This is a genomic window from Varibaculum cambriense, from assembly GCF_022133705.1.
GTDB lineage: Bacteria > Actinomycetota > Actinomycetes > Actinomycetales > Actinomycetaceae > Varibaculum > Varibaculum cambriense_A.
In genome coordinates this window covers 49,978-71,392 of sequence record NZ_JAKNHJ010000006.1, presented here as the reverse complement: position 1 = coordinate 71,392, position 21,415 = coordinate 49,978, and the positions used below count along the sequence as shown (strand labels likewise).

The 21,415-nt window shown below is 53.8% G+C and carries 19 protein-coding genes; 13 read left to right on the top strand and 6 right to left on the bottom strand.

The window, feature by feature from the left end; translation table 11 throughout:
• The first annotated feature begins 59 nt into the window (after nucleotides 1-59).
• The 9 genes from gmk to hisG all read left to right on the top strand — a co-directional run bounded on the left by gmk (nucleotide 60) and on the right by hisG (nucleotide 8,681).
• Nucleotides 60-611 (top strand): guanylate kinase, encoded by a 552-nt coding sequence (gene gmk, locus L0M99_RS04165; protein WP_238127858.1) that lies wholly within the window; start codon nucleotides 60-62, stop codon nucleotides 609-611.
• 55 nt (nucleotides 612-666) lie between these two features.
• Nucleotides 667-942 carry a DNA-directed RNA polymerase subunit omega gene (gene rpoZ, locus L0M99_RS04160; protein ID WP_238127857.1) on the top strand — a complete coding sequence of 92 codons (276 nt, stop codon included), beginning with the start codon at nucleotides 667-669 and terminating at the stop codon, nucleotides 940-942.
• Between the two features lie 7 nt (nucleotides 943-949).
• Nucleotides 950-2,161 (top strand): bifunctional phosphopantothenoylcysteine decarboxylase/phosphopantothenate--cysteine ligase CoaBC, encoded by a 1,212-nt coding sequence (gene coaBC, locus L0M99_RS04155; protein ID WP_238127855.1) that lies wholly within the window; start codon nucleotides 950-952, stop codon nucleotides 2,159-2,161.
• Nucleotides 2,158-4,236, top strand: a complete 2,079-nt coding sequence (locus L0M99_RS04150; protein ID WP_238127854.1) for a hypothetical protein — start codon at nucleotides 2,158-2,160, stop codon at nucleotides 4,234-4,236. Before coaBC ends, L0M99_RS04150 begins: the two co-directional genes overlap by 4 nt.
• Before the next feature lie 42 nt (nucleotides 4,237-4,278).
• Nucleotides 4,279-5,232 carry a methionyl-tRNA formyltransferase gene (gene fmt / locus L0M99_RS04145; RefSeq protein WP_024058836.1) on the top strand — a complete coding sequence of 318 codons (954 nt, stop codon included), beginning with the start codon at nucleotides 4,279-4,281 and terminating at the stop codon, nucleotides 5,230-5,232.
• Complete coding sequence (locus L0M99_RS04140; protein WP_238127853.1) at nucleotides 5,232-6,746, top strand: RsmB/NOP family class I SAM-dependent RNA methyltransferase; 1,515 nt, start codon at nucleotides 5,232-5,234, stop codon at nucleotides 6,744-6,746. Before fmt ends, L0M99_RS04140 begins: the two co-directional genes overlap by 1 nt.
• Nucleotides 6,747-6,760: 14 nt before the next feature.
• Entirely contained in the window at nucleotides 6,761-7,420 is a 660-nt protein-coding gene (gene rpe, locus L0M99_RS04135) for a ribulose-phosphate 3-epimerase (RefSeq protein ID WP_238127852.1), read from the top strand.
• Between the two features lie 143 nt (nucleotides 7,421-7,563).
• Nucleotides 7,564-7,827, top strand: coding sequence for a phosphoribosyl-ATP diphosphatase (locus L0M99_RS04130; protein WP_024058839.1), 264 nt, complete (start codon nucleotides 7,564-7,566; stop codon nucleotides 7,825-7,827).
• 8 nt (nucleotides 7,828-7,835) lie between these two features.
• Nucleotides 7,836-8,681, top strand: a complete 846-nt coding sequence (hisG, locus tag L0M99_RS04125; protein ID WP_238127851.1) for an ATP phosphoribosyltransferase — start codon at nucleotides 7,836-7,838, stop codon at nucleotides 8,679-8,681.
• Between the two features lie 91 nt (nucleotides 8,682-8,772).
• Here the strand turns inward: hisG and L0M99_RS04120 are convergent, their stop codons facing one another.
• Nucleotides 8,773-9,903, bottom strand: coding sequence for a DUF3866 family protein (locus tag L0M99_RS04120; RefSeq protein WP_238127850.1), 1,131 nt, complete (start codon nucleotides 9,901-9,903; stop codon nucleotides 8,773-8,775).
• A gap of 64 nt (nucleotides 9,904-9,967) precedes the next feature.
• Between L0M99_RS04120 and L0M99_RS04115 the strand changes: the two genes are divergently transcribed.
• From L0M99_RS04115 to L0M99_RS04100, 4 genes are read left to right on the top strand one after another with little or no spacing between them, the layout of a single operon-like run.
• Nucleotides 9,968-10,294 (top strand): hypothetical protein, encoded by a 327-nt coding sequence (locus L0M99_RS04115; RefSeq protein ID WP_238127849.1) that lies wholly within the window; start codon nucleotides 9,968-9,970, stop codon nucleotides 10,292-10,294.
• A complete protein-coding gene (locus tag L0M99_RS04110) occupies nucleotides 10,295-13,093 on the top strand; it encodes a DEAD/DEAH box helicase (protein ID WP_238127848.1) in 2,799 nt (932 codons plus the stop codon).
• A complete protein-coding gene (gene lnt / locus L0M99_RS04105; protein WP_238127847.1) occupies nucleotides 13,078-14,685 on the top strand; it encodes an apolipoprotein N-acyltransferase in 1,608 nt (535 codons plus the stop codon). Before L0M99_RS04110 ends, lnt begins: the two co-directional genes overlap by 16 nt.
• Complete coding sequence (locus L0M99_RS04100) at nucleotides 14,682-15,419, top strand: polyprenol monophosphomannose synthase (protein ID WP_238127846.1); 738 nt, start codon at nucleotides 14,682-14,684, stop codon at nucleotides 15,417-15,419. The genes lnt and L0M99_RS04100 overlap by 4 nt, the downstream gene beginning before the upstream one ends.
• Before the next feature lie 89 nt (nucleotides 15,420-15,508).
• Here the strand turns inward: L0M99_RS04100 and L0M99_RS04095 are convergent, their stop codons facing one another.
• The 5 genes from L0M99_RS04095 to L0M99_RS04075 form a co-directional block, all read right to left on the bottom strand.
• Complete coding sequence (locus L0M99_RS04095) at nucleotides 15,509-15,871, bottom strand: RNA polymerase-binding protein RbpA (RefSeq protein WP_022865235.1); 363 nt, start codon at nucleotides 15,869-15,871, stop codon at nucleotides 15,509-15,511.
• 118 nt (nucleotides 15,872-15,989) lie between these two features.
• A complete protein-coding gene (locus tag L0M99_RS04090; protein WP_238127845.1) occupies nucleotides 15,990-16,700 on the bottom strand; it encodes an L-ribulose-5-phosphate 4-epimerase in 711 nt (236 codons plus the stop codon).
• A 10-nt stretch (nucleotides 16,701-16,710) separates the two neighbouring features.
• Nucleotides 16,711-18,375 (bottom strand): ribulokinase, encoded by a 1,665-nt coding sequence (locus tag L0M99_RS04085; RefSeq protein WP_238127844.1) that lies wholly within the window; start codon nucleotides 18,373-18,375, stop codon nucleotides 16,711-16,713.
• Between the two features lie 62 nt (nucleotides 18,376-18,437).
• Nucleotides 18,438-19,799: a sn-glycerol-1-phosphate dehydrogenase gene (locus tag L0M99_RS04080; RefSeq protein WP_238127843.1), complete on the bottom strand. Its 1,362-nt coding sequence runs from the start codon at nucleotides 19,797-19,799 to the stop codon at nucleotides 18,438-18,440.
• A gap of 26 nt (nucleotides 19,800-19,825) precedes the next feature.
• A complete protein-coding gene (locus tag L0M99_RS04075) occupies nucleotides 19,826-21,397 on the bottom strand; it encodes an FGGY-family carbohydrate kinase (RefSeq protein WP_238127842.1) in 1,572 nt (523 codons plus the stop codon).
• Between the last annotated feature and the right edge of the window lie 18 nt (nucleotides 21,398-21,415).

Here is a 21,415-nt window from a genome sequence, read left to right as displayed (position 1 = left end):
CCAAGATTTGGGTCCCATACTGTTATTTACCGGACAAGCTCGGAGCGAAAAGTTTACCCATGTCTCGTCTTTATGTATTGGTTGGCCCTTCCGGGGTAGGCAAAGGAACTGTGGTTAAGGCTTTACGAAAAGCCCATCCCCAGGTAAATGTAGCGGTTTCTGCTACTACTCGTTCGCCCCGTCCGGGTGAACGCGACGGGATTGACTATCATTTCCTAAGTGAACCCCAGTTCGATGAACTGGTGGACAGCGATGGATTTGTAGAGTGGGCGATAGTTCACGGTCAAAAGCGCTACGGTACTTTACGCTCTGAAATCGCAAAGTATATCGCCCGCGGCGAGGACGTGATTTTAGAAATCGATCTAGCTGGCGCGCGGCAGGTGCGGCGCACTAACCCCGATGCTTGTTTTATATTCCTACAAGCTCCCAGTGAAGAGATCTTGCAAGAACGCTTGCGGGGAAGAGGCACCGAGGGAGAAGCCGAGGTAACTCGGCGTTTAAAAACCGCCGAAATTGAGATGGCAGCTGCCGGAGAATTTGAGCATATCGTGGTAAATAATCACCCTGATCAGGCGGCTAGCGAACTAGCAGCTCTAATGGGAATAGCGTAAGATTCTTCGTGAAGAGGTGGCGCTTCGCCACTGAAAATAGAAATGAGAGGACAATATGTCGGGTACTGTTGCTAGCCCAGAGGGGATCACCAACCCTCCAATAGATGATCTACTGGAAAAGGTAGAGTCCAAATATGCCCTAGTAGTATATGCGGCTAAACGGGCACGGCAGATTAACACTTACAATCTGGAGATCGCGGAAGGAATGTTTTCCACTCCCGGGCCGCTGATTGATTCCACCCCTGAAGACAAAGCTCTAGGTATTGCTTTGCGCGAAATTGATCAGGGAGTATTAAATCTGAAAGAGCATGACGATTCTTCCCAGGATTAACTGATCTATGTCGCAGCGCCGCCAAATTGTTGTCGGGGTGGGGGCGGGTATCGCCGCCTATAAAGCCACCCATGTGGTGCGGGCATTAGTTAAAGCCAACTTCGATGTCTGGGTAGTTCCTACCCCAGCATCTCTAAAAATGATCGGGGAAGTTACCTGGCAAGCAATATCCGGTAATCCGGTCTACACGCAGGTAGATTCCCCCGTAAGCGGAGTTGGGCATATTGAACTCGCCCGCGAGGCCAGCGCTATCGTGGTGGTTCCCGCAACTGCTGATCTATTGGCACGGATAACCCACGGCATTGCTAACGATATGCTCACCAACGTGATTTTGGCGGCTGACTGCCCGCTATTGTTAGCCCCGGCGATGCACACCAATATGTGGGAAAACCCGGCTACCAGGAAAAATGTGCAAACCTTGCAAGCTAGGGGAGCGCGTTTCATCGGCCCGGTAGCAGGTGAGCTATCCAGTGGGGATCGAGGGCTAGGCCGGCTAGCACCGGAAGAAGATATCTACGCCGAGGTGCTATCGGTTCTTTCTACCGGGAAATGGCAAGGCAAGAAGGTAATGGTAAGCGCGGGAGGCACCCGTGAGCCTTTAGATCCCGTACGTTTTCTCGGGAATCGTTCCTCTGGGCGCTTTGGAGTTGAGATTGCCCGGCAGTTTGCTTGGCAGGGAGCCCAAGTAACCTTATTGGCTGCCAATATTGAACCAACGCTCCTGGAATCTTTGCCCGGTGGGGTAGAAGTGGTGGCTACTCCTAGTGCAGGCAAAATGCGCCAGGCAGCACTAGACTATTTCCCCCACATGCAAGTGGCGGTAATGGCGGCAGCAGTAGCGGACTATCAGCCAGTAGATTTTCAAAGCGAAAAGATCAAGAAAGTTCCTAATCAACAGGAGTTCTCTTTAAGGCTGCGCCCCACTGCCGATATTTTGGCAGATTTAGCCAGAAAGAAACACTCCGATCAGTTAGTAGCCGGATTCGCGGCAGAAACCGGCAGCTGGGAACAGGTGCTGCAACTGGGTAAAGAAAAGGCTCGCCGCAAAGGAGCCGACATTATTTTTATTAACCAAGTGGGCACCGAAACTGGATTCGGAGATATCGCTACCAGAGTTTGCGCAGTTGACGGCGAAGGCAGTGAAATTGGGCAGTTTTCGGGCAATAAAACCCAGGTGGCTACCCAGATAGTTACGCTGGTACGCCAGCAGCTGCAGTGACTGACACGATGCCGCGGTGGAGCGGCACTGACCCCCTAGCTAGCCTTAGATCCCGGAAGCAGACTAATTCCCTGGCAGGAACCCAACAAGAGCTACTGGCCACTCCGAGTCAACCCCGTGGCAAATGGGAAAATAGTGACCCGATTGCCCGAGTTATTCCCGAGGTTTCGGTTTTTCATCTGGCCAGCGGCCTCGATTACACGATTCCTGCCCGGCTGCAGGCAAAAGTACAGCCCGGATGCCTCGTGAGCGTAAAAATTGCCGGCCAGCTGGTACACGGATGGGTAAGGGATATTCGCAAAGCAGAACCCACCCGACAGCGTTTACGACCAATCAGCCGGATCCTCAGCCCCCATCCTTTGGTGTCCGAAGACAGCTTTGCATTGTCAGAAAAGGTAGCTCGGCGTTATGCCGGAAATTTATCCGCGATTTTACGCCAGGCGATCCCTGCACGCCGCGCGAATATTGAGAAAGAGTTCTTTGATTCTGATAACCGCGAATCTGTGGCAACCAAAGTGGCAAAGCTAGGCGGGCTCGCCGAGGACAAAGCAGCTAGGGAGCCCCTCGTTGCTTCCTATCCTACTGGGACAGCCCTTTTAGAGTCTTTAGCGCGGGGGAAAACGAGCCGCGTAGTGTGGCAAGCACTTCCCGAACCCGAACTGCCCGCTCCCTTCTCTCAAATCTCCCAGCTCATCTCCCATTCGCTAAGGGATAGTGGCTCAACGCTCTGTCTTTTCCCCACTAGTAAGCTAGCGCAGAATTTTGCTGCCTACTGGGATGAATATGCTCCCATCGGAGCCCCCTCAGCCTTGGAGTATCACTCTGATCTGGGGGCGAATGCCCGTTACCGCGCCTTCTTAGAGTGTCGGTTTAACCATCCTTCTCTGGTGATAGGAACTCGTTCCGCCATCTTTGCTCCTTTGAAAAAGCTGTCTCTGCTGTTGATTTGGGACGAGACAGCCGACACCTATCAGGAAAAATCCGCACCTTATTGGCACACCCGGCAAGTTGCAATGCTACGATCCCAGCGTGAAAAAGCTTCTTTAGTGTTAGGAAGTTTCTCGCGTTCACCCCAGGCGCAGGCTTTAGTTATGTCTACCTGGGCTCGCGAGTTGGTTCCCAAAACTCACCAAATGCCGCTGCCTAAAATTTTTACCCCCGAATATGAAAATCGAGACGACCCTTCCCTCGGGCAAAGCGGGCTATCTTCTACCGCCCTGCAATTCCTGCGGCGCGGATTAAAATACGGTCCGGTATTGATCCAGGCTCCTCGCAAAGGAGGACGCGGCGGCCTGAGCTGTGCTAATTGCCTAGCGCCGGTGCGTTGTCCGCAGTGTCTAGGGCACGTAGAGCAGCTGCGCACAAAGTTTATCTGCCATAGTTGCGCTCATCAATTTCGGTTTTCGTGCCCGCGTTGTGGGGCTAAAGAGACCCGCGCTAGGGTGCGCGGACATCAACAAATCGGAACCGAACTGGCGGCCGCGTTTCCGCGTGTCCCCGTTTATAACTGTGACGCCGATACTTCTTTGAACCTTATCAATGCTGAGCCAGCCTTAATCGTGGCAACTGCGGAACAAGAACCGGTAGCTAAGGGTGGCTACCTTGCGGCACTACTGTTAGATGCTGGCCTGCTCCTGAGCCTAGATCGGATTTGGGCAGCGGAAGAAGCTTTGCGGCGTTGGGCAAATACCGCTGCTAAAGTTGCCCCGGGCGGGCAGGTGATGCTCACCGGTGATCCGGGGCAGCGACTCGCCGAAACTTTTAAACACCGAACTTTTAGTAGCTGGGCAAGCCAGGAGCTAGCCGAGCGAGCGGAAGTTGGGATTCCCCCCACTGCCGCCTTAGCGGTTATTCGCGGCTCAGAGGACACCTTGCACCGTTTCCTTGCTGAGTCCAGCTTCCCCGGTGCCCAAGTTATCGGTCCGGTTAGGCAGGACGATCACTTCCAGGTGTTGGTACGTTCCCGTTTGGATCAAGGTGAGCTGTTGCGCGAAGAGCTGCGCCGCCTGCAAGCGGTGGCTTCTCGTAAAAAGTGGGGTCAGATCCGGGTACAGGTAGATCCCCAAGATCTTTAATGTTTCCTGAGATAGCGGTACTTAACTGATAACATTTCCTCTATGCGTGTCTTATTTGCCGGTACTCCCGACTCGGCGGTACCTGTCCTGAAGTATCTGCTCGACTCGGAGCATGAAGTAGTCGGGGTGTTAACTCGCCGTCCTGCTCGCTCTGGTAGAGGTCGCAAGCTTACGCCTTCGCCGGTGGCACAGGTGGCGGAAAAGGCTGGCTTGCCGATTTTTACCCCTACTTCGTTGAAAGACACCAGTGAGCGCCCTGACTTTAAAGCATTAGGCGCCGACGTGGCGGTGGTAGTCGCCTACGGGTTGCTGATTCCGAAAGATCTATTAGAGGTTTTCCCCCACGGCTGGATTAACCTACACTATTCGCTGCTGCCTAAATGGCGGGGGGCCTCTCCGGTGCAGCATTCGCGTATCGCTGGGGAAGAAATAACCGGGGTTAGTATTTTCCGCATTGACGAGGGAATGGATACCGGCCCTATCTATGCGGTTGATCCCATCCGCGTAGCTCCCCAAACCACCGCAGATTTGTTGCTGCAGCGCTTAACCGACACGGGAATCGGGTTGTTGCCCCACGTCCTCGCGGCGCTGGAAACTGGAAATGCTAAAGCCCATTCGCAAACTAGCGAAGGCGCCAGCTACGCGCCTCTGCTCACCAAGGCAGATGCCCAAATACCTTGGGAAAAAGATGCCCACCAGGTAGCCGACATGATTTGTGGCTTTACCTCTGAACCGGGAGCTTGGACCGAACTGCCTGATGGTAAACGGATCAGTATCTATCCCGTAATCGAGATGAAAGAACATGATACGCTGCAGCCCGGTCAGGTGCGGGTTACTAAACATGAAGTCACCGTCGGCACCGGCAGTAACGATGTGAAACTCACCTTTGTCACCCCGGCTGGGAAAAGGGAGATGGCTGCCGATGCCTGGGGACGGGGACAACGATATGGGCAAGAATTTTTCTTTAGTCTCCCGGGTGAAAGTGAGCAAAACTAGTGCGACCAGATCGTCCCTCGAAAGAATATTCTCCCCGTAAGTCTCCCCGGGGTAACCAGCGAAAAAAGCGGGGAGGAAACCGCTTCGAACCGGAGGAATGGCGTCCCCAAACCGATCGGGTACGTACCCTGGTTTTCCAGGTACTGCTGGCAGTAGAGACCAAAGATGCCTATGCGAACCTATTGCTGCCGCCGCGCCTTACTCGCGCCCATATTGCCGGGCGCGACGCTGGTTTCGCTACCGAGCTCACCTACGGGACGCTCAGAAGCCAAGGCTTTTACGATTGGATAATCGATGAGTGCTCGACCCGCCCAGTAGCTGCCTTGGAAAAAGAAGTGCTGATTATATTGCGCATGGGCTTGCATCAACTGTTAAATATGCGAGTGCCCACCCACGCCGCGGTCAGCGAATCGGTGAATCTGACAAAACAGGAAGCCAATGAGGGAGCCGCCGGACTGGTCAACGGGGTTTTACGTCAAGCGGTGCGCCTGGCTGACAGTGGGGAACTAGAATCCCGGCTGGACGCCCTTAGTGCCTCCCGCCGCCTGGCAATTGAGTATTCCCATCCCGCTTGGATTATTGCCGCCTATCGCGCGGCTTTAAGTGAACACGCAAAACTGGGTGCCCAGATTCCCAGTGACGATGATTCCCTGACGGCATTACTGGCAGAAAATAATCGCGCCCCCTATATCAACCTGGTGGCGCGACCTGGCTTGGTTGATCGAGAAGAACTTGCCGATGCGGTAGAAGATATGGAGCAAGATGTTGCCTATTCGACGCTGAGTCCTTGGGGTTTGATTGTGTCTGGAGGCGACCCCGCAAGCCTAGAAGAGGTTCGGCAGGCTCGCGCAGGGGTGGAAGATCAAGGATCACAACTGGTAGCCGGAATCGCAGCTACCTATCCTTTGGAAGGCAGCGACCAGAACTGGCTAGACTTATGTGCCGGTCCCGGCGGGAAAGCAGCTTTAATGGCGGCGTTAGGCAGGCAACGCGGCGCCCAACTTGTTGCTAATGAGATTAGTCCTCACCGCGCCAAATTGGTGGAAGATTCGGTGCAGGCTCTTGACAATGTGCAGGTGACGCAAAAAGACGGCACCCAGTTTCCGCTCCGTGAGGGCGGATATGACCGGGTACTGGTAGATGCTCCGTGTACCGGATTGGGGGCATTGCGCCGTCACCCCGAGTCCCGTTACCGTGCCCGTAATGAAACCATTCCGGATATCACTGATCTACAGGAGCGTCTGTTAAATCGGGCTTTAGATGTTTGCCGCCCGGGAGGCTTAGTTATTTACGCTACTTGTTCACCGCACCCGGCAGAGACTACTTTCCTGGTAGAGCGGGTATTAAAAGCCCGCGGGGACGGGCAACTACAGGAACTCACCCCCGTATGGGATCAACTTATCGATGCCGATGCCTGGCCCCAGGGCTTGGGCTGCGCCGATAAATACTTACAATTGTGGCCACATATTCATGCCAGTGACGCTATGTTTGCAGCAGTAATCAGCAAAAACTAGAAAGGAAACTAATCATGGGCGTAACTATTTCTCCTTCTATCCTTAACTGCGATATTGCTAACTTGGCTGCTGAAATCAAAAAAATAAAGAACGCAGATTACGCGCATGTGGACGTGATGGATAATCATTTTGTGCCCAATCTTTCCTGGGGGCTGCCGGTGGTGGAAGCAGTAATCCGCCAAAATATTTTGCCAGTAGACGCCCATTTAATGATCGAGGACGCCGACCGGTGGGCACCTACCTATGCGGAGGCCGGATGTGCCTCGGTAACCTTCCATGCCGAGGCAGCGGCAGCGCCGATTCGTCTGGCGCGAGAGATTCACCGGCAAGGGGCAAAAGTGGGAATGGCGCTGCGTCCAGCCACCGATATCACTCCCTATATCGATATCCTCCCGGAAATCGATATGTTGCTGGTAATGACGGTGGAGCCTGGTTTTGGGGGTCAGTCATTCCTAGAGTCGATGATGGCGAAAGTTCGCCGTACCCGCGAAGCTATTTCTGCTGCTAACCTGCAAGTATCGGTGCAGGTGGATGGGGGAATTACCCGTGAAACTATTAGTGTAGCTGCCGAGGCCGGAGCGGATGTATTCGTCGCGGGTTCAGCGGTTTATAAAGCTGAGGATGCCTACGCGGAGGTAGAGGAACTGCGGCGCATCGCCCAGTCCCACTGCTAGTATTTAGCGAGGTTTTCGGCGAGGAAGCAGCGGCGTCCTCGAAAAGCTTATTCGCGCGCCCCAGGGGCAGGTTGGAGCTAACTGGATTCCTGCCAACTGGAGCCGGAAGGCAAGATTTTTCAAAACCCACTAACCTTAAAGCTATGAAGAGTTTTGAAGAGTTATTTACAGAGTTGCAGGCGAAAGCCAGCGAACGTCCGGAAGGGTCGGGCACCGTAAAAGAGCTAGATGCCGGGGTGCACGCTATCGGGAAGAAAATCGTAGAAGAGGCAGCCGAAACCTGGATGGCTGCCGAATACGAAAGTCACGATGATTTTTGTTTAGAGGTCTCCCAGCTGCTTTATCACGCTCAAGTGATGATGATCGCTAAAGGGGTTAGCCTCGAAGACGTCTACCGAAAACTCTAAGGATACAAATGTTAAGAATAGCTGTTCCCAATAAAGGTGGCCTGTCAGAGCCAGCCATCAGGATTCTTTCAGAAGCTGGATATCGCACCCGGCGCCGGGGTCGAGAGCTACATATCACCGATCAAACCAACCAGGTGGAAGTATTTTTTCTCCGTCCGCGCGATATTGCCCAATACGTAGGTGCCGGTTTTATCCAAGCCGGGATTACCGGACGCGATCTACTAGCGGATTCGGGAGTCAATGCCGAAGAAGTATTAGCACTGGGATTTGGCTCCTCTACTTTCCGCTTTGCGGCGCCTCAAGGTACCATGAGTTCGGTTCAGGATCTAAGGGGTAAACGTATTGCCACTTCCTTTGACCGGATTGTGCAAGACTTTCTGGCTTCGCAGCAGGTCAAAGCGGATACCGTACACCTAGATGGGGCCGTCGAGTCCTCGGTTCGCCTCGGGGTGGCAGATGCAATCGCTGATGTAGTGGAAACGGGCAACACTTTGCGGGCAGCCGGGTTGGAAGTATTTGGCGCACCTTTGATGCAATCAGAGGCTGTGCTTATCGCTAATCCGCAGGCAGCCGGCAGTGCGGGTCTGCAAGTTCTTCAGCAGCGCCTCCAGGGCGTGCTCAATGCGCGTAACTATGTGTTGGTGGACTACAACGTTCACCGAGATCTGCTAGCTAAAGCAGTCAATTACACTCCGGGAATTTCGTCCCCCACCATATCTTCCCTCCAAGATAGCCACTGGCTAGCGGTTAGGGCGATGTGCAAACGCTCCGAAGTTCACGCGGTGGTTGATCAACTCCACGCCCTAGGGGCGGAAGGAATTCTGGTTACTCAGCTGCTATCGGCTCGGATCTAGCTGGAGCTGCGCCAGGCGCAGGCCGGCACCCTAACTGGTACTTTGTCGCCTCGGAGGTAAAATCCCGAAGGATTTCGCCGGAAGCTTTAGGCTAGGCAACCTGCGCGGCGAGGCGTCCGGCTACCGCAGCTGCCAGGAAGGGAGCAGCATCTTCCTCCAGTCCCCGTCGCATGGTTGACAGCTTCACCGGGCAGTCGCTTAAGGCCTGGTAGAGTCCGGTAGTTGCACATTTTTGCACCCGGTGCCGGGAACTAATCTGTGCCAGTTGGGAGTCTACCAATTTAGTGAACTCACTGTTTAGGAGAGGTTTTTGCCCTTCGCCCTCGTCGGTAAATTCCGGCAGCGCTACGGTCAGGGGAACAGGCGTAAAATCAGAGAGAATTCGCAAACTATGATGGGAGATTCCCCGGTGGCGCGGCCGAGGGTCAGCTGCTGACATCCGCAGGGCACAAATTGCTTTCCCGCCTCCTGCAGCCGCCTGGGTTAGGAACGAGGAAAGATCAAAACCGGAGTAACCGTAGGGGGTGCCGCTACCCGCATTGCCTGGGCCTTGTCCCACAATCGCGATATCGGCGGCTAACACCTGCCGGGCTGCCAGCAGCGCCGAAAAAGTATTGATCGCTTCCAAGTCACCCCCGAAGGCTTGACCAGCGGTAATTACCGCCGATAGCCAGCCATTTTCGCGCAGCGCGGTAATGTTGCGGGAGAAAAACGCCGGAAGCGCCCCGCCATCGGTGTAAACATAAACGATTTTCGCCGCGGGATTTTCCGCCCGCACCCCGGCGATCACCGCGGGAAGCTGGGAATGCAGATCGATCCCTACTACCGGCATTCCCTGCAAGTTTTCTGCCTGTCGCATCTGCTGGTGATAAGGGGATTCTTGTTCTTCCACAGAGGAAACCATGTACTGGCTGGGGGTATAGCGCGCCTTCATAATGTGACCCTCATTAGCCGGCAACGAGTCTTCTGGCAGACGTCCACAAAGTGCGGTCACCAGTGCGAACCCGCCGGTTCCTAAGTTCTTCTGGAGGGCAGAACAATCAACGCGTACCGTGTCTCCCGCTTTAACTTCCCCGTTTAAGGCCGGATAGTTTAAGGCGCGCATGGTTTCCCCGGTTAAAAACTGCTCGGCTCCACTAGGATGAGCGGAAATCTTGAGCGTGAGTTCTTGCGTGGCTTTGAAGTTGCGAACCGCTGCCACCTGTCCTTCCCGTAACATCATGTTTTATATTCTAGCGGTCTTTGTCGGGGTGACCGCCAGGGTCGGAAACAGGTAGGCTTAAGGTATGCATGGGTTTTTAGTTGTGCTTTGGACGCTGGGGATTCTCGCGGCAATAATTTGTCCGATTGTCATGTTTGTCTGGCTATTCCGCAAAGCCAATGCCACTTTAAATGTTTTCGGGGAACAAGTTCAGCAGGTAACCTCTCCGCTCGAGAATTTGCAGGAAGCCTCAGAGCTTCCGGCTCTGCGCCCCGCCGGAGCCAGCGGTGATCCCCAGGTGTTAGCTGCGGCTCGCCAGGTGCGCGCCGAAGTGGCAGCCACTCGGCGTACTCGCCGCTACGCGCGCTTATCAGCCGCTAAAGCGCGCTGGGAGAAACTGGGGCTGATGTAGGTGCCGCGTAGGCGTAAACGAAAAAAACCTCCTACTCCAGGTGCGGGGGACTGGGATTCCCTAAGTGCGGCGGAAAAGTTAGCCACTTTTAAACGCACCCAGATTAAGGGCGAGGTGGCTAGTTTCGCGGCTGGTTTTGATTTTCCCTTTGATGATTTCCAAGATCAAGCCCTTCGCGCCCTCGAGAACCATAAATCTGTATTAGTTGCTGCCCCTACCGGTTCCGGTAAGACTTTAGTGGGGGAGTTCGCCCTATTCTTGGCGTTAAAACGCGGGGTGAAAGCCTTTTATACCACCCCAATCAAGGCGCTTTCTAACCAAAAATTTCGAGATTTTTCTGCCACCTACGGCAGTGAAAATGTGGGGCTACTGACCGGGGATATATCCGTTAACCCCTCAGCTCCCCTGGTGGTGATGACCACCGAAGTTCTGCGCAATATGCTTTACCGGACCGATGGGCGCCTCAATGATTTAGGGTTTGTAGTTCTTGATGAAGTGCATTACCTGGCTGACCGCTATCGCGGTCCCGTATGGGAAGAAGTAATTTTACATCTGGATGCGCAGGTAAAAGTAATCGCCTTGTCGGCCACAGTGTCTAATGCCGAAGAATTCGGTCAGTGGCTACGCCAAGTGCGCGGAGATGTTGAGATTGTGGTTTCGGAAAAACGTCCGGTGCCGCTTTACCAACATATGCTGGTAGGAGGGCAACTTTTTGATTTAGAAGTAAAGTCTTCCGGTGGTAAAACTAAACTTAATCCGGCGTTGCTAGCTAGGACTCGCCGCGGCTTGGGGGAGTCCCGACGCGGTCACCATACGTCACTGGCCGCAGCGGTAGGGGAGTTAAACGCGAAAGGGCTACTGCCAGCAATTATTTTTATTTTTTCGCGCGCCCGCTGTCAGCAGGGTCAAAATCAGCTGGTAGCAGCGGGCATAGATCTAACTAGTCCCGAGGAAAAACGCCAAATCTCGGCGTGGCTAGATGCCATCAGTGAAAATCTTCCTCCTGGTGATGCCCTCGCTTTGGGATTGGATACGCTGTTCGAGGGACTCAGGCGCGGAATCGCCGTGCACCATGCTGGCCTGCTTCCGGTACTTAAAGAAGCAGTAGAGAAAATGTTCGCTGCCGGATTACTAAAAGTGGTGCTGGCAACCGAAACTTTGGCGCTGGGGATCAATATGCCAGCGCGTTCGGTAGTTATTGAATCACTACGCAAATGGGATGGTCACGAGTTCGTAATGCTCTCGGCCGGGCAATATACCCAGCTTACCGGGAGAGCTGGCAGGCGCGGGATCGATACTTTGGGTCACGGCATCGTAATGTTTCGCCCCGGCATGGATCCAGCTACGGTAGCCGCGCTGGCCTCAAAACGTACCTATCCGCTGAAATCAGCTTTTAGTCCCACCTACAATATGGCGGTTAACCTGCTGGAGCGAGGATCCTTGGAGGGTACTCGGGACGTTTTGCGACGCTCTTTTGCGCAATTTCAGGCAGACCGGGCAGTAGTGGGGAAGGCGCAGCAAGCCGCTGAAAAGCAAAGGGCAGCCGATGAAATTGTCGCGGCTAAGTCTTTGGAATGCTCTTTGGGGGATATTTACGAGTATGTAAGGATTAAGAGTGAGCTGGAGGCACGTGATGCCCGCCATGCCCAACTGCTTGCCCGCGAGCAAGCGCGGCGGCGCTTAGAGATTTTTAGTTCCCTAAAACGCGGTGATGTGGTGGCTTATAAAGATGCTCGCCGCCCTCGTCACGGGATTGTGATGAAAAAATCGGGCACTCGCACCGGGGAAACCACTTTAACTATCTTGGCCGATAACGCCAAGCTACGGGAGTTTTCCACTAATGGCTTTGCTGGCCCCTTAGCCTTGGTGGGGCAGATGTGGGTGAAAGATTACTCGGAACGCAAACCGCGCGACCGACAACGCCTAGCCTCTAAGTTACGTACCGCGGTGCGCGAAGGGATTTTTACCGATCCGGAACCTGCCAAACCTAGTGAGGAAGAGGCGGCTACCCCCGCAAAACCTGCGGTATCAAGCTCGCAGAGATCCTCTCCGGTACTGGAAACTAATGGCCGTGAACTGGCAGAACTGACCGAACTGGAACTTACCGAGCTACTGGCGCACCATCCCGCGTCCAGTTGTCCCCAGTTAGCGAGCCATATAAAGAAGGCCTCTCGCTGGGCGCGTCTCGAGCGGCAGGCTGCCCGCTTGCGGCGCCAAGTCGATATTTCGGAGGGCGCACTGGTTGATACCTTTGACCGGGTCGTTAAGGTTCTAATCCAGTTAGGGTATCTAGATCCCAGGGGGCAAGTAACCGAATCCGGGGCGGTGCTTTGCCGGATATATAGTGAATACGATTTACTCATCGCGCAATGCGCCCTAGAAAATGTTTTTGCGGGGCTTTCCCCGGCGCAACTAGCGGCAGCCTGTTCGGCGGCTAGTTATGAGGCGCGGCGGGAAGAAACGGGAGCCCCGGTGCCTGCTTCTTTGAAATCTGTGGTCAATCAAATCGAAACTTTGGCGGCTGATCTGCGCCAGCTACAAAGCGAGCTGCAAGCACCAGAACTTCCGCAGTCATCTTCGGCGCTGGTGGCAGCGACCTACGCTTGGGCTAAGGGGAAACCGCTCGCGGTAGCTTTAGAGACCGCGCCCTTGGAGGCCGGGGATTTCGTGCGAGCGATGAAACAGCTGCTCGATGTGCTGCGGCAACTAGAAATGGTGGGCAGTGTGGAAACCTCGGCTACCGCGCGTAAAGCCCAAAAACTAATTTTGCGCGGAGTGGTGGCATGGTCAGATATTTAATAAATGGTTTTTGGGCTCTAGTTGCTGCCATCGCCATTGCAGCAGGTCTACTTTTGGCTTTCCCCTCTACCTGGGGGTCACACTGGCTAGGCGCCTGGTTATCTCTCGGACTATGGCTACTAATTCTGCGCCGGGCGCGCCGCAGCTACGCCCTAGTGATCTCCATTCTGACCTCTCTGCTATTTTTCGTGGTGCTATTTCGCTGGGTGGCTATCTCCCTGACCTTTTCTACTCCTTGGATTGCGCTGGCGCTGTTTGAAACCTTATTTCCCACCTTGTGGGCAGGGGCAGTTTTGGCTACCCGCAAACTGACCAGCCCGCTTTGGACATTTTGGACGGCCTTTTCTTTTGCCGGGATCGAAGCGTGGCGAGCGTGTTTTCCCTGGACGGGAATGCCTTGGGGAATGTTGGGATTTTCCCAGGTAGATAGCCCTATGAAGGGATGGATTCCGCTTTTGGGTGAAAACGGGATGGCCTTTCTAATGGTTGGGATCGTTGCTGCGCTAGTTAGCGTGACTTGGAAAATCTCGATGCCGAATCTAGCTACTGCGGCTTTGGCCTTGATAGTAGTGATTTTTTCGGGGGTGGGCTTACCGTCGCTACCGGATACGCAAGATTCTTCCCAGCTAAAAGTGGCGGCTATGCAGGGGGGTGTTTCCTGGCCAATTGGGTCTACCTATTCCCATCCTGGCACCATCTTGTCTGGTCATATGGAACAAGCACGTAGTAGTGATTTGCGCGGAAGCGAAGTAGTTTTATGGGGGGAACAGGCAGCAGATATCGATCTGCGTGCTAATGCGCAGTGGGCGGAGGAACTACGCTCCTGGCAGGAAAACCTGCAAATTCCCATCATTTTTGGCACCTTGGTTTATGGGAATAAAACTACCTCTAACCAGGTAGTAAAACTGGAGGATAGCAAGTTCTCGCAGATCTATAGCAAGCGGGAACCGGTGCCTTTTGGGGAATTCTTACCGGCTCGCCCTACTATCTCTAAGATCTTCCCCGAACAGGTAAAAATGCTCCCGCGCGATATGATACCGGGCAAAGCCCCCGGAGTTACCCCAGTTGGTAATGCGCAGATAGGGACAAATATCTGTTTCGAAGTGGCGATTGACCAGCTGGTGCGCGATACGGTGCACGCGGGGGCGAACCTACTTTATTTCCCCACTAATAATTCTTCTTTTGGATACTCCTATCAGTCCCGACAGCAGCTGCAGATTGCCCGCTTTCGCGCCCTCGAATATGATCGCTCCACTGTCCAAGTGGCAGTAGGGGGAGTAAGCGCCCTGATCGATCCAGAAGGTCAGGTTGTCTCCCAATCCGGGCTCTTTCGGGCAGATACTTTAAAAGCGGCTCTGCCTTTGCGCGACACTCTCACCTGGCAGGCACGTTTTGGGGAGGCGATGAACGCCAGCTTCCGTTTCGGAACCCTAATTGGACTGGCGCTGGTGGGAGCAATCCTAGTTTTCTTGAAAATACAAAAACGCAGCTTTCAAAGAACCGAGTTTTCCCCTCGAACAGGACGTAAACCAGCGGTGAATAAGAGCAGAGGAAGCGGAAATAACGGCTCGAAAGGAAAAAGAAAGAAATGAAAGATATCGTAATCGCGATTCCTACCTACAACGAACTAGAAACGCTACCTCGGCAGGTGGCAAAACTGCGTCGTGAAATTCCCCAGGCAGACTTGGTGATTGTTGACGATAATTCTCCCGATGGTACTGGCGAGCTTGCCGAGGAACTGGCAAGCAAAGATAGGGGAGTGAAGGTAGTACACCGATCGGAGAAAGCCGGACTTGGCCCGGCCTATTTGGAAGCATTTTCTTGGGCCCAGCAGGCAGGATACACCTGGATAGTGCAGATGGATGCAGATGGTTCTCACCGGGTGCGTGACCTGAAAAAACTATTGGCTCGCCGGCTATGGCCGAGTGAGCCGGATCTGGTGATTGGTTCGCGTTGGATAAGGGGAGGCCGCCTAGAGGGTTGGTCAAAGTTACGGGAGGCGCTCTCGCGAGGTGGAAACGCCTATATCGGGGCGCTGCTGCGCCTGGGGATCGGGGATGCTACCGCCGGTTTTCGGGTTTATCGGCTAGATTTTCTTAGTCGCCTGGGATTAGCAGATCTAGATTCCCGCGGATATTGCTTCCAAATAGATATGACCCGGCGGGCGGTAAAAGCCGGAGGAAATATTGTGGAAGTACCGATCACTTTCCAAGAACGCGCCGCCGGAGCCTCCAAAATGTCCAGCGCTATTATCTTGGAAGCCCTGGTAAAAGTTACCCGCTGGGGGCTAGCTGACCTATTTAAGGCGCCCGCTGCGCAAAGCTAAAGCCTAACTGCTATCCCCAGGCACCCTTAGAAAGCCTCGCTGGGACGCGGTGATTAAACCCCGCAAATGGCAGTTAATCTGGGGAATTACTAGCGGTAATGCACTCCGTCCATTAGCGCCCCTGAATGCAGTACCTCCAGCTGTTCTTTTAACAGCTGCTGCAATTCTTCCTCACTGCGACGCTCCATGAGCATATCCCAGTGGGTACGCTGGGGACGTAAAGGCTTAGAATCTTCTTCTTCTGCGGGTTCTTCGTATTGCAGTTCGCCGGTTTCCCCGCATTTACACTCCCACTCGGCGGGCGCGGCAACCTCGGCGGCAAAAGTCATGTGGAAACGGTGCCCATTAGGGCAAATGTAGAGACTTTCGCGGCGTTCTGCGAATACTACGCCATCTTCTGTCTCTAGGCTTTTCGAACCGATACTTGTTCCGCGTAGTGCCCGCTCTGCCATAGTAATAACTTCTCCTTGCTTCCCGTCCTAGCAACCCAGCAAATACCGCCCTATTCTAACAGCTGCGCCGGTGCGCAAAAAAGCTAACCTGCTCTTTTGCCCACCGGCGAAACTAAAACTATTTAACGGGAGGCTGACCGTAGACGTTTTGGTAGCGCTCGTACAAAGAATCGATATGACGTGATTCAATCGGACATAGCTCACCCAGAGACCGGGCAATCGCTACTGTCTTAGCTACTTCCTCGACCATGACTGCCGCTTTAACTGCGGCTTTAGCATCCTTACCAATAGTGAACGGCCCGTGGTTGGCCATCAATACTGCGGGGGAGCGGGAATCTTTTAAGGTTTCTACAATCCCGCGTCCGATGGAATCATCCCCGATGATCGCGAAAGGACCTACCGGAACTTCGCCGCCAAACTCGTCACCCATCATGGTCAACACGCAGGGAATGGGCTGTTGCACCGCCGCAAAAGCGGTGGCATAGGGGGAGTGGGTATGAACCACGCCCCCGACTGCACTCATGTGCCGGTAAACATAGGCGTGAGCCGCAGTATCTGAAGAAGGCTGCAAATCTCCGGAGGTATCATCATCCAGTTTGTTACCATCTAGATCGCAAACCACCATAGCGTCTGCTGACAACTCATCGTAACGTACCCCGGAAGGTTTAATCACGAATAGATCCGCGCCCTCCACCCTCTGCGAAACATTCCCGGCAGTCCAAACTACCAGGTCGTTAGCCGGCAGTTCCGCATGCAATGATGCAACCACTTCCCGAGTGGCTGCAACCTGCTTGCGGATCTTAGCGGGCAGTTCATTTACATGAGGCATACTTCCCCCTTTAATTTGAGCGGTGTACCTGCGCTTTAATCGCTTTCAAGTTGCGCATAACTGTAGTGCCGCCCCGGCCGAAGAAGTCATGCATTTCTTTAAAGGCAGCATAGAGTTCGCGATAAGCTTCCACATTTTCAGGGATCGGCTGGTAGGCGTGAGAAATCTTCTTGCCCATAGCCGCGGAAGCCGCGAAAATATCGGGGTATTGTCCATCGGCAACCGCCGCAAATACCGCCGAGCCCAAGGCACCCGCTTGGTCAGTAGCGGAAATAGAGATCGGCAGACCGGTAATATCCGCGTACATCTGCATATACAACTGGTTCTTTAACAGGCCGCCCGCAACCACGATCTCTTTAATATCGACCCCATGTTCAATGAAGTTGTCGATAATAATCTTGGCTCCAAAAATCGTGGATTCTAGCAACGCGCGATACATGTCAGCAGGAGTAGTGGTCAGGGTCATCCCCAACATCATTCCTGACAAACGCGCATCGGCCAGGACAGACCGGTTACCGTTCCACCAATCCAAGGCCAGCAGGCCATGTTCGCCGATTTGTTGCTCCGCCGCCTGTTCGGTGAGTAGTTCATGGACATTCTTACCGCGCTGCTCAGCTTCTTCGCGAATGCTGGCGGGCACGCACTGGTTAGTAAACCAAGAGAAAATATCTCCGACCGCGGTTTGACCGGCCTCAAAACCCCATTCACCGTCGACGATACCGCCATCGACTACTCCGAAGATTCCCGGTACATCCGCGTAGTCATGGGCAGAAACCACAAAACAAGTAGAGGTACCAGCAATAGCAGTGAGTACCCCATTTTCAGTGGCACCCACCCCAGCCGCATGTACGTGGGCATCAATATTGCCCGAACAGACGGTGATGCCTGCTTCCAGTCCCATAAGAGAGGCCATCTTTTCGGTCAGCTCTCCGACCTTGGAGCCCAAAGGGGCGATCGGCGCGGACATTTTTTGCTCGAAGACCTCACCGAATCCGGGAGCTAGCGCCTCTAAATACTCTTTATCCGGATACTTTCCGTCCTGGTACATCCGCTTATATCCGCTGGCACCAGCAGTTTGGGTCTGAACTCCGGTCATTTGCCAGATCAGCCAATCCATCACATCGGTAATCGCTTCGGCTGCCTGATATACCTCCGGGGCTTTTTCATATACCTCCAGCATCTTGGGTAGTGCCAGCTCCGAAGAAAGCACCCCGCCATAGCGGCCAAGCCAGGGTTCGTTGCGCTCTTTTGCCAGCGCTACGATCCGGTCTGCCTGGTCTTGGCCGCCGTGGTGTTTCCACAGCTTAATATAAGCATGCGGGTTATTCTTAAACTCTTCTTTTTCGCAAAGCGGGATACCTTCCTTATCGGTAACCACCAGGGAAGCAGAGGTAGTGTCCAAACCGATAGCCACCACGTCCTTAGGATCCACTCCGGAATCCTTAACCGCCTGAGGAACCGCACTGGCCAGCACCTCAATATAATCAGCGGGTACCTCCAGGGCGAACTCGGGAGGTAGTGCCTGCCCATCACCGGCACTAAGAGTGGTATCCATAACTGCGTGCGCGTACTCGGTAACAGCAGAAGCTAAAACTTCGCCATCACTTACCCGCACCACTACCGCTCGACCGGACAGGGTACCGAAATCAATTCCGATTACATATTTATTTTCCATTGCAGGCTCCGTTGCATTGCGATTCTTCTAGAGTCTTGATTCTTGATTAGCTAGCTAGTCGCCTAGTTAGCGTGGCGATGTTTACCCCAGAAACCTTCTGGGCTAAACAGGTGCTCGATTACCTGGTCGAGAGCATTGAGATCCATCAGAATATCCAGCACTGTGTAGCGAGAACGAATCATTTGCGCCTGACGATGCGTCTTGCGGAAACGATCCCAATCGATCTTGATCATTTCGGGGTGATAGGGCGCACCAGCTTTACGCAAGTTTTCTTGCGCTTCCTCCGGCGAGATCAGCTGCTTGGAGCAAATCTCTTTAATCTCACTCCATTTTTCTTTCAGCAGTTCTAAGCGTTTACGAAGTTCTTCGCCCTCTAAATGCTTATTAAGGGTGTGTTTCTTCGCTTCACCCTGGATACTGGGAATGATTAGTTCTTCTACCTTGGCTAAGACCTCTTCTTCACCGGGGGCATTGGCAACTACTTCCTCAATATCCAGGTTAGGAATATCCATTGCCAAGAACTCTTCCCAAATCGCCAGAGAGGCGACCGTGCCGACTCCCACTTTGAAACCGTGCGATAGCGGGGGTTCCCAGTCGAGGCCGTGTCCTTCCATTTCCCAAGTGTGGGAGAACTGGTGGCCAGCACCCGAGGCAGGGCGAGAGGAAGACAGAGCCTGCATAGCCAGCCCGGACATGATATTGCCTTCGGCTAGCCCTTCAATCGCGTCGCGATCACCCCTGCAGGCGCCTTCCGGATCAGAAAGGGCTCCCCGCAAGGGGCCTTGCACCAAAGACCAGGTATAGTCATCTACTGCTTCCACGCCGAGGCGATCGGCCAGTAGCCAGTCGGCTCCGGCGGGAATCTTTTCAATCAGATCCCCGTAACCGGTAGCGGTCAGGCGCTGCGGGGCAGCGGCGATTACATCCAGATCAGCCACTAAACCGGCAGGAGCAGGGCACTCGCGGGTAATTTTGAAGCCATCTTTGGTGATAGACGCCCCAAAAGCCGCATAACCATCTACCGAGGCCGCGGTGCACACGTTCATATAGGGACGCCGAAGTTCTCCGCTAGCCAATTTGCAAAGGTCATTGAGGGTTCCGGAGGCAATGGAACAGATCACCGTGTCATCGAGAGCTTCCAGTACTTCCCGAACTTTAATGACGTTCTCGTAACCGGCATACAAAGTAGGTTTACCGGGGAAAACGTAGGGTTCATGCATCGGTACGCCTGCAGCTTTGAGGGAGTCTACTACTCCCTTTCCAGCGGCGCCAAAGGTGTTCTCATCCGCGACTACCAGGGCGGTTTTACCGGGAAAGAGGCGGGCGAACAGCGAGCCAGTTTCCTTCAATACCCCAACGCCGAACTCGATATCTTTAGTGTCGCTAGCAGTTTCTAGTGCGGTTGCGATCAATTCGTTTGTCATTGATACTTCTTTCTCTATTTTTAGGATTATTCACCGGCGGCCACATGGTCGACTACCTCATGGGTCAGCTCTTGCATCGCCGGGTAGCTTTCCATGTATTTTTGTAGGTAGAACTGGTATTCCTCATGGGTTTCCGGGTTGGGTTCGATCCGCTCGGTTTCGTGCACCATATTGGAAGCAGCCTCTTGGATAGTGGCGTATTGCCCAGATCCCACTGCCGCTAAAATACAGGTACCAAGCACGACCGCGTCCCCAACTTCGGTCTTTACCAGGGGCTTTCCGGAAACATCGGCATGCATCTGCATCCATAGCGGCGACTTAGTGGCGCCACCACAAACGGTTACCCGGTCAAAGTTAAATCCAGCATCTTCCATCTTCTTAAAGTTAAAGGCGGTGCCGAAGGCAACTGCCTCCATAATTGCATGGTAAACATGCAGGGGAGTGTGCGATAGGGACAGTCCCCACATGATTCCCCGGGCTTTGGAATCGGTATAGGGAGTACGGTTGCCTTGGAAATATTCGTTAATAATTAACCCGTCGGAGCCTGGTGCGATATCGGCGCATTTACGATCCAGGATCTCATAGGGGTTAACTCCTACGGTTTCAGCACTCCTTACCAGGTGCTCACAAAAACCTTCCTTGAACCATTTGAGAACAGAACCGGAAGATACTAGCGAGCCTTCCAAGGTGTACTGCCCTTTAATAACTCCATCGGTATAGGAGCCCATGAAACCATTGCCATAAACCGGTTTATCAGATTGACCAGCAATAACGTGAGAAGATCCGGTAGTTAGCGATACTTGCCCCGGGTTTACCGCCCCCAAACCGATCTGTCCAGCCCAGGCGTCAGCGCAGCCCTGAGCTACCGGAGTACCCGGGAGCAGTCCTAGTTCTTGCGCTACCGAGGGGAGCAAGCCGCCCAGCGGAACGCCCAGGTCTTCCACCCTTTCCGGCATCTTTTCAAAAGCATCGCCGGCCCCGATTTTCTCGTAATAGTCAACCGGCCACCCGCCATAGTCACGGTTATAGTTCATCCGCATAGAGGCAGAGTTAATGTTAATCGTCCATTCGCCGGTTAGGCGATAGGTTAGCCAGTCAGGAGCGTCAACAATCCGGTAGGCTTCTTTAAATATTTCGGGCTCATTTTCCTGTAGCCAAGCCACTTTGAAGGGATACCATTCAGCGGTTGGGGGAGTAGTCTTACCCCCGTTGTATAGGCGCGCCCAGTGATCCATATCCATTACCCGTTCCATTTGCTTAGTGGCACGCACATCCATCCACATAATGGCACGGCGGAGTTCTTTGCCTGCTTTATTGATGGGAACCACGGTCATAGTGGTGGCATCATAGCTAATACCCGCAATATGCCGAGCAGGAATACCGGTTTGGTCTAGCACTTTGCGAACTGAAGCGACTAGAGCTTCCCACCAGTCGGAGGGGTCTTGTTCAGCCCATCCCGGATGCGGGTGATAGGTGGGGTAACCGGTGGCAGCAAAGCCAATCGGGGTGCCTCGTAAGTCAAAAATCGCGGCACGGCAAGATTCCGTGCCATAGTCGATTCCCAGTAGGTAGGGACCTTCATAACCCGGTGCTACCATTTGTCTTCTCCTTAAACT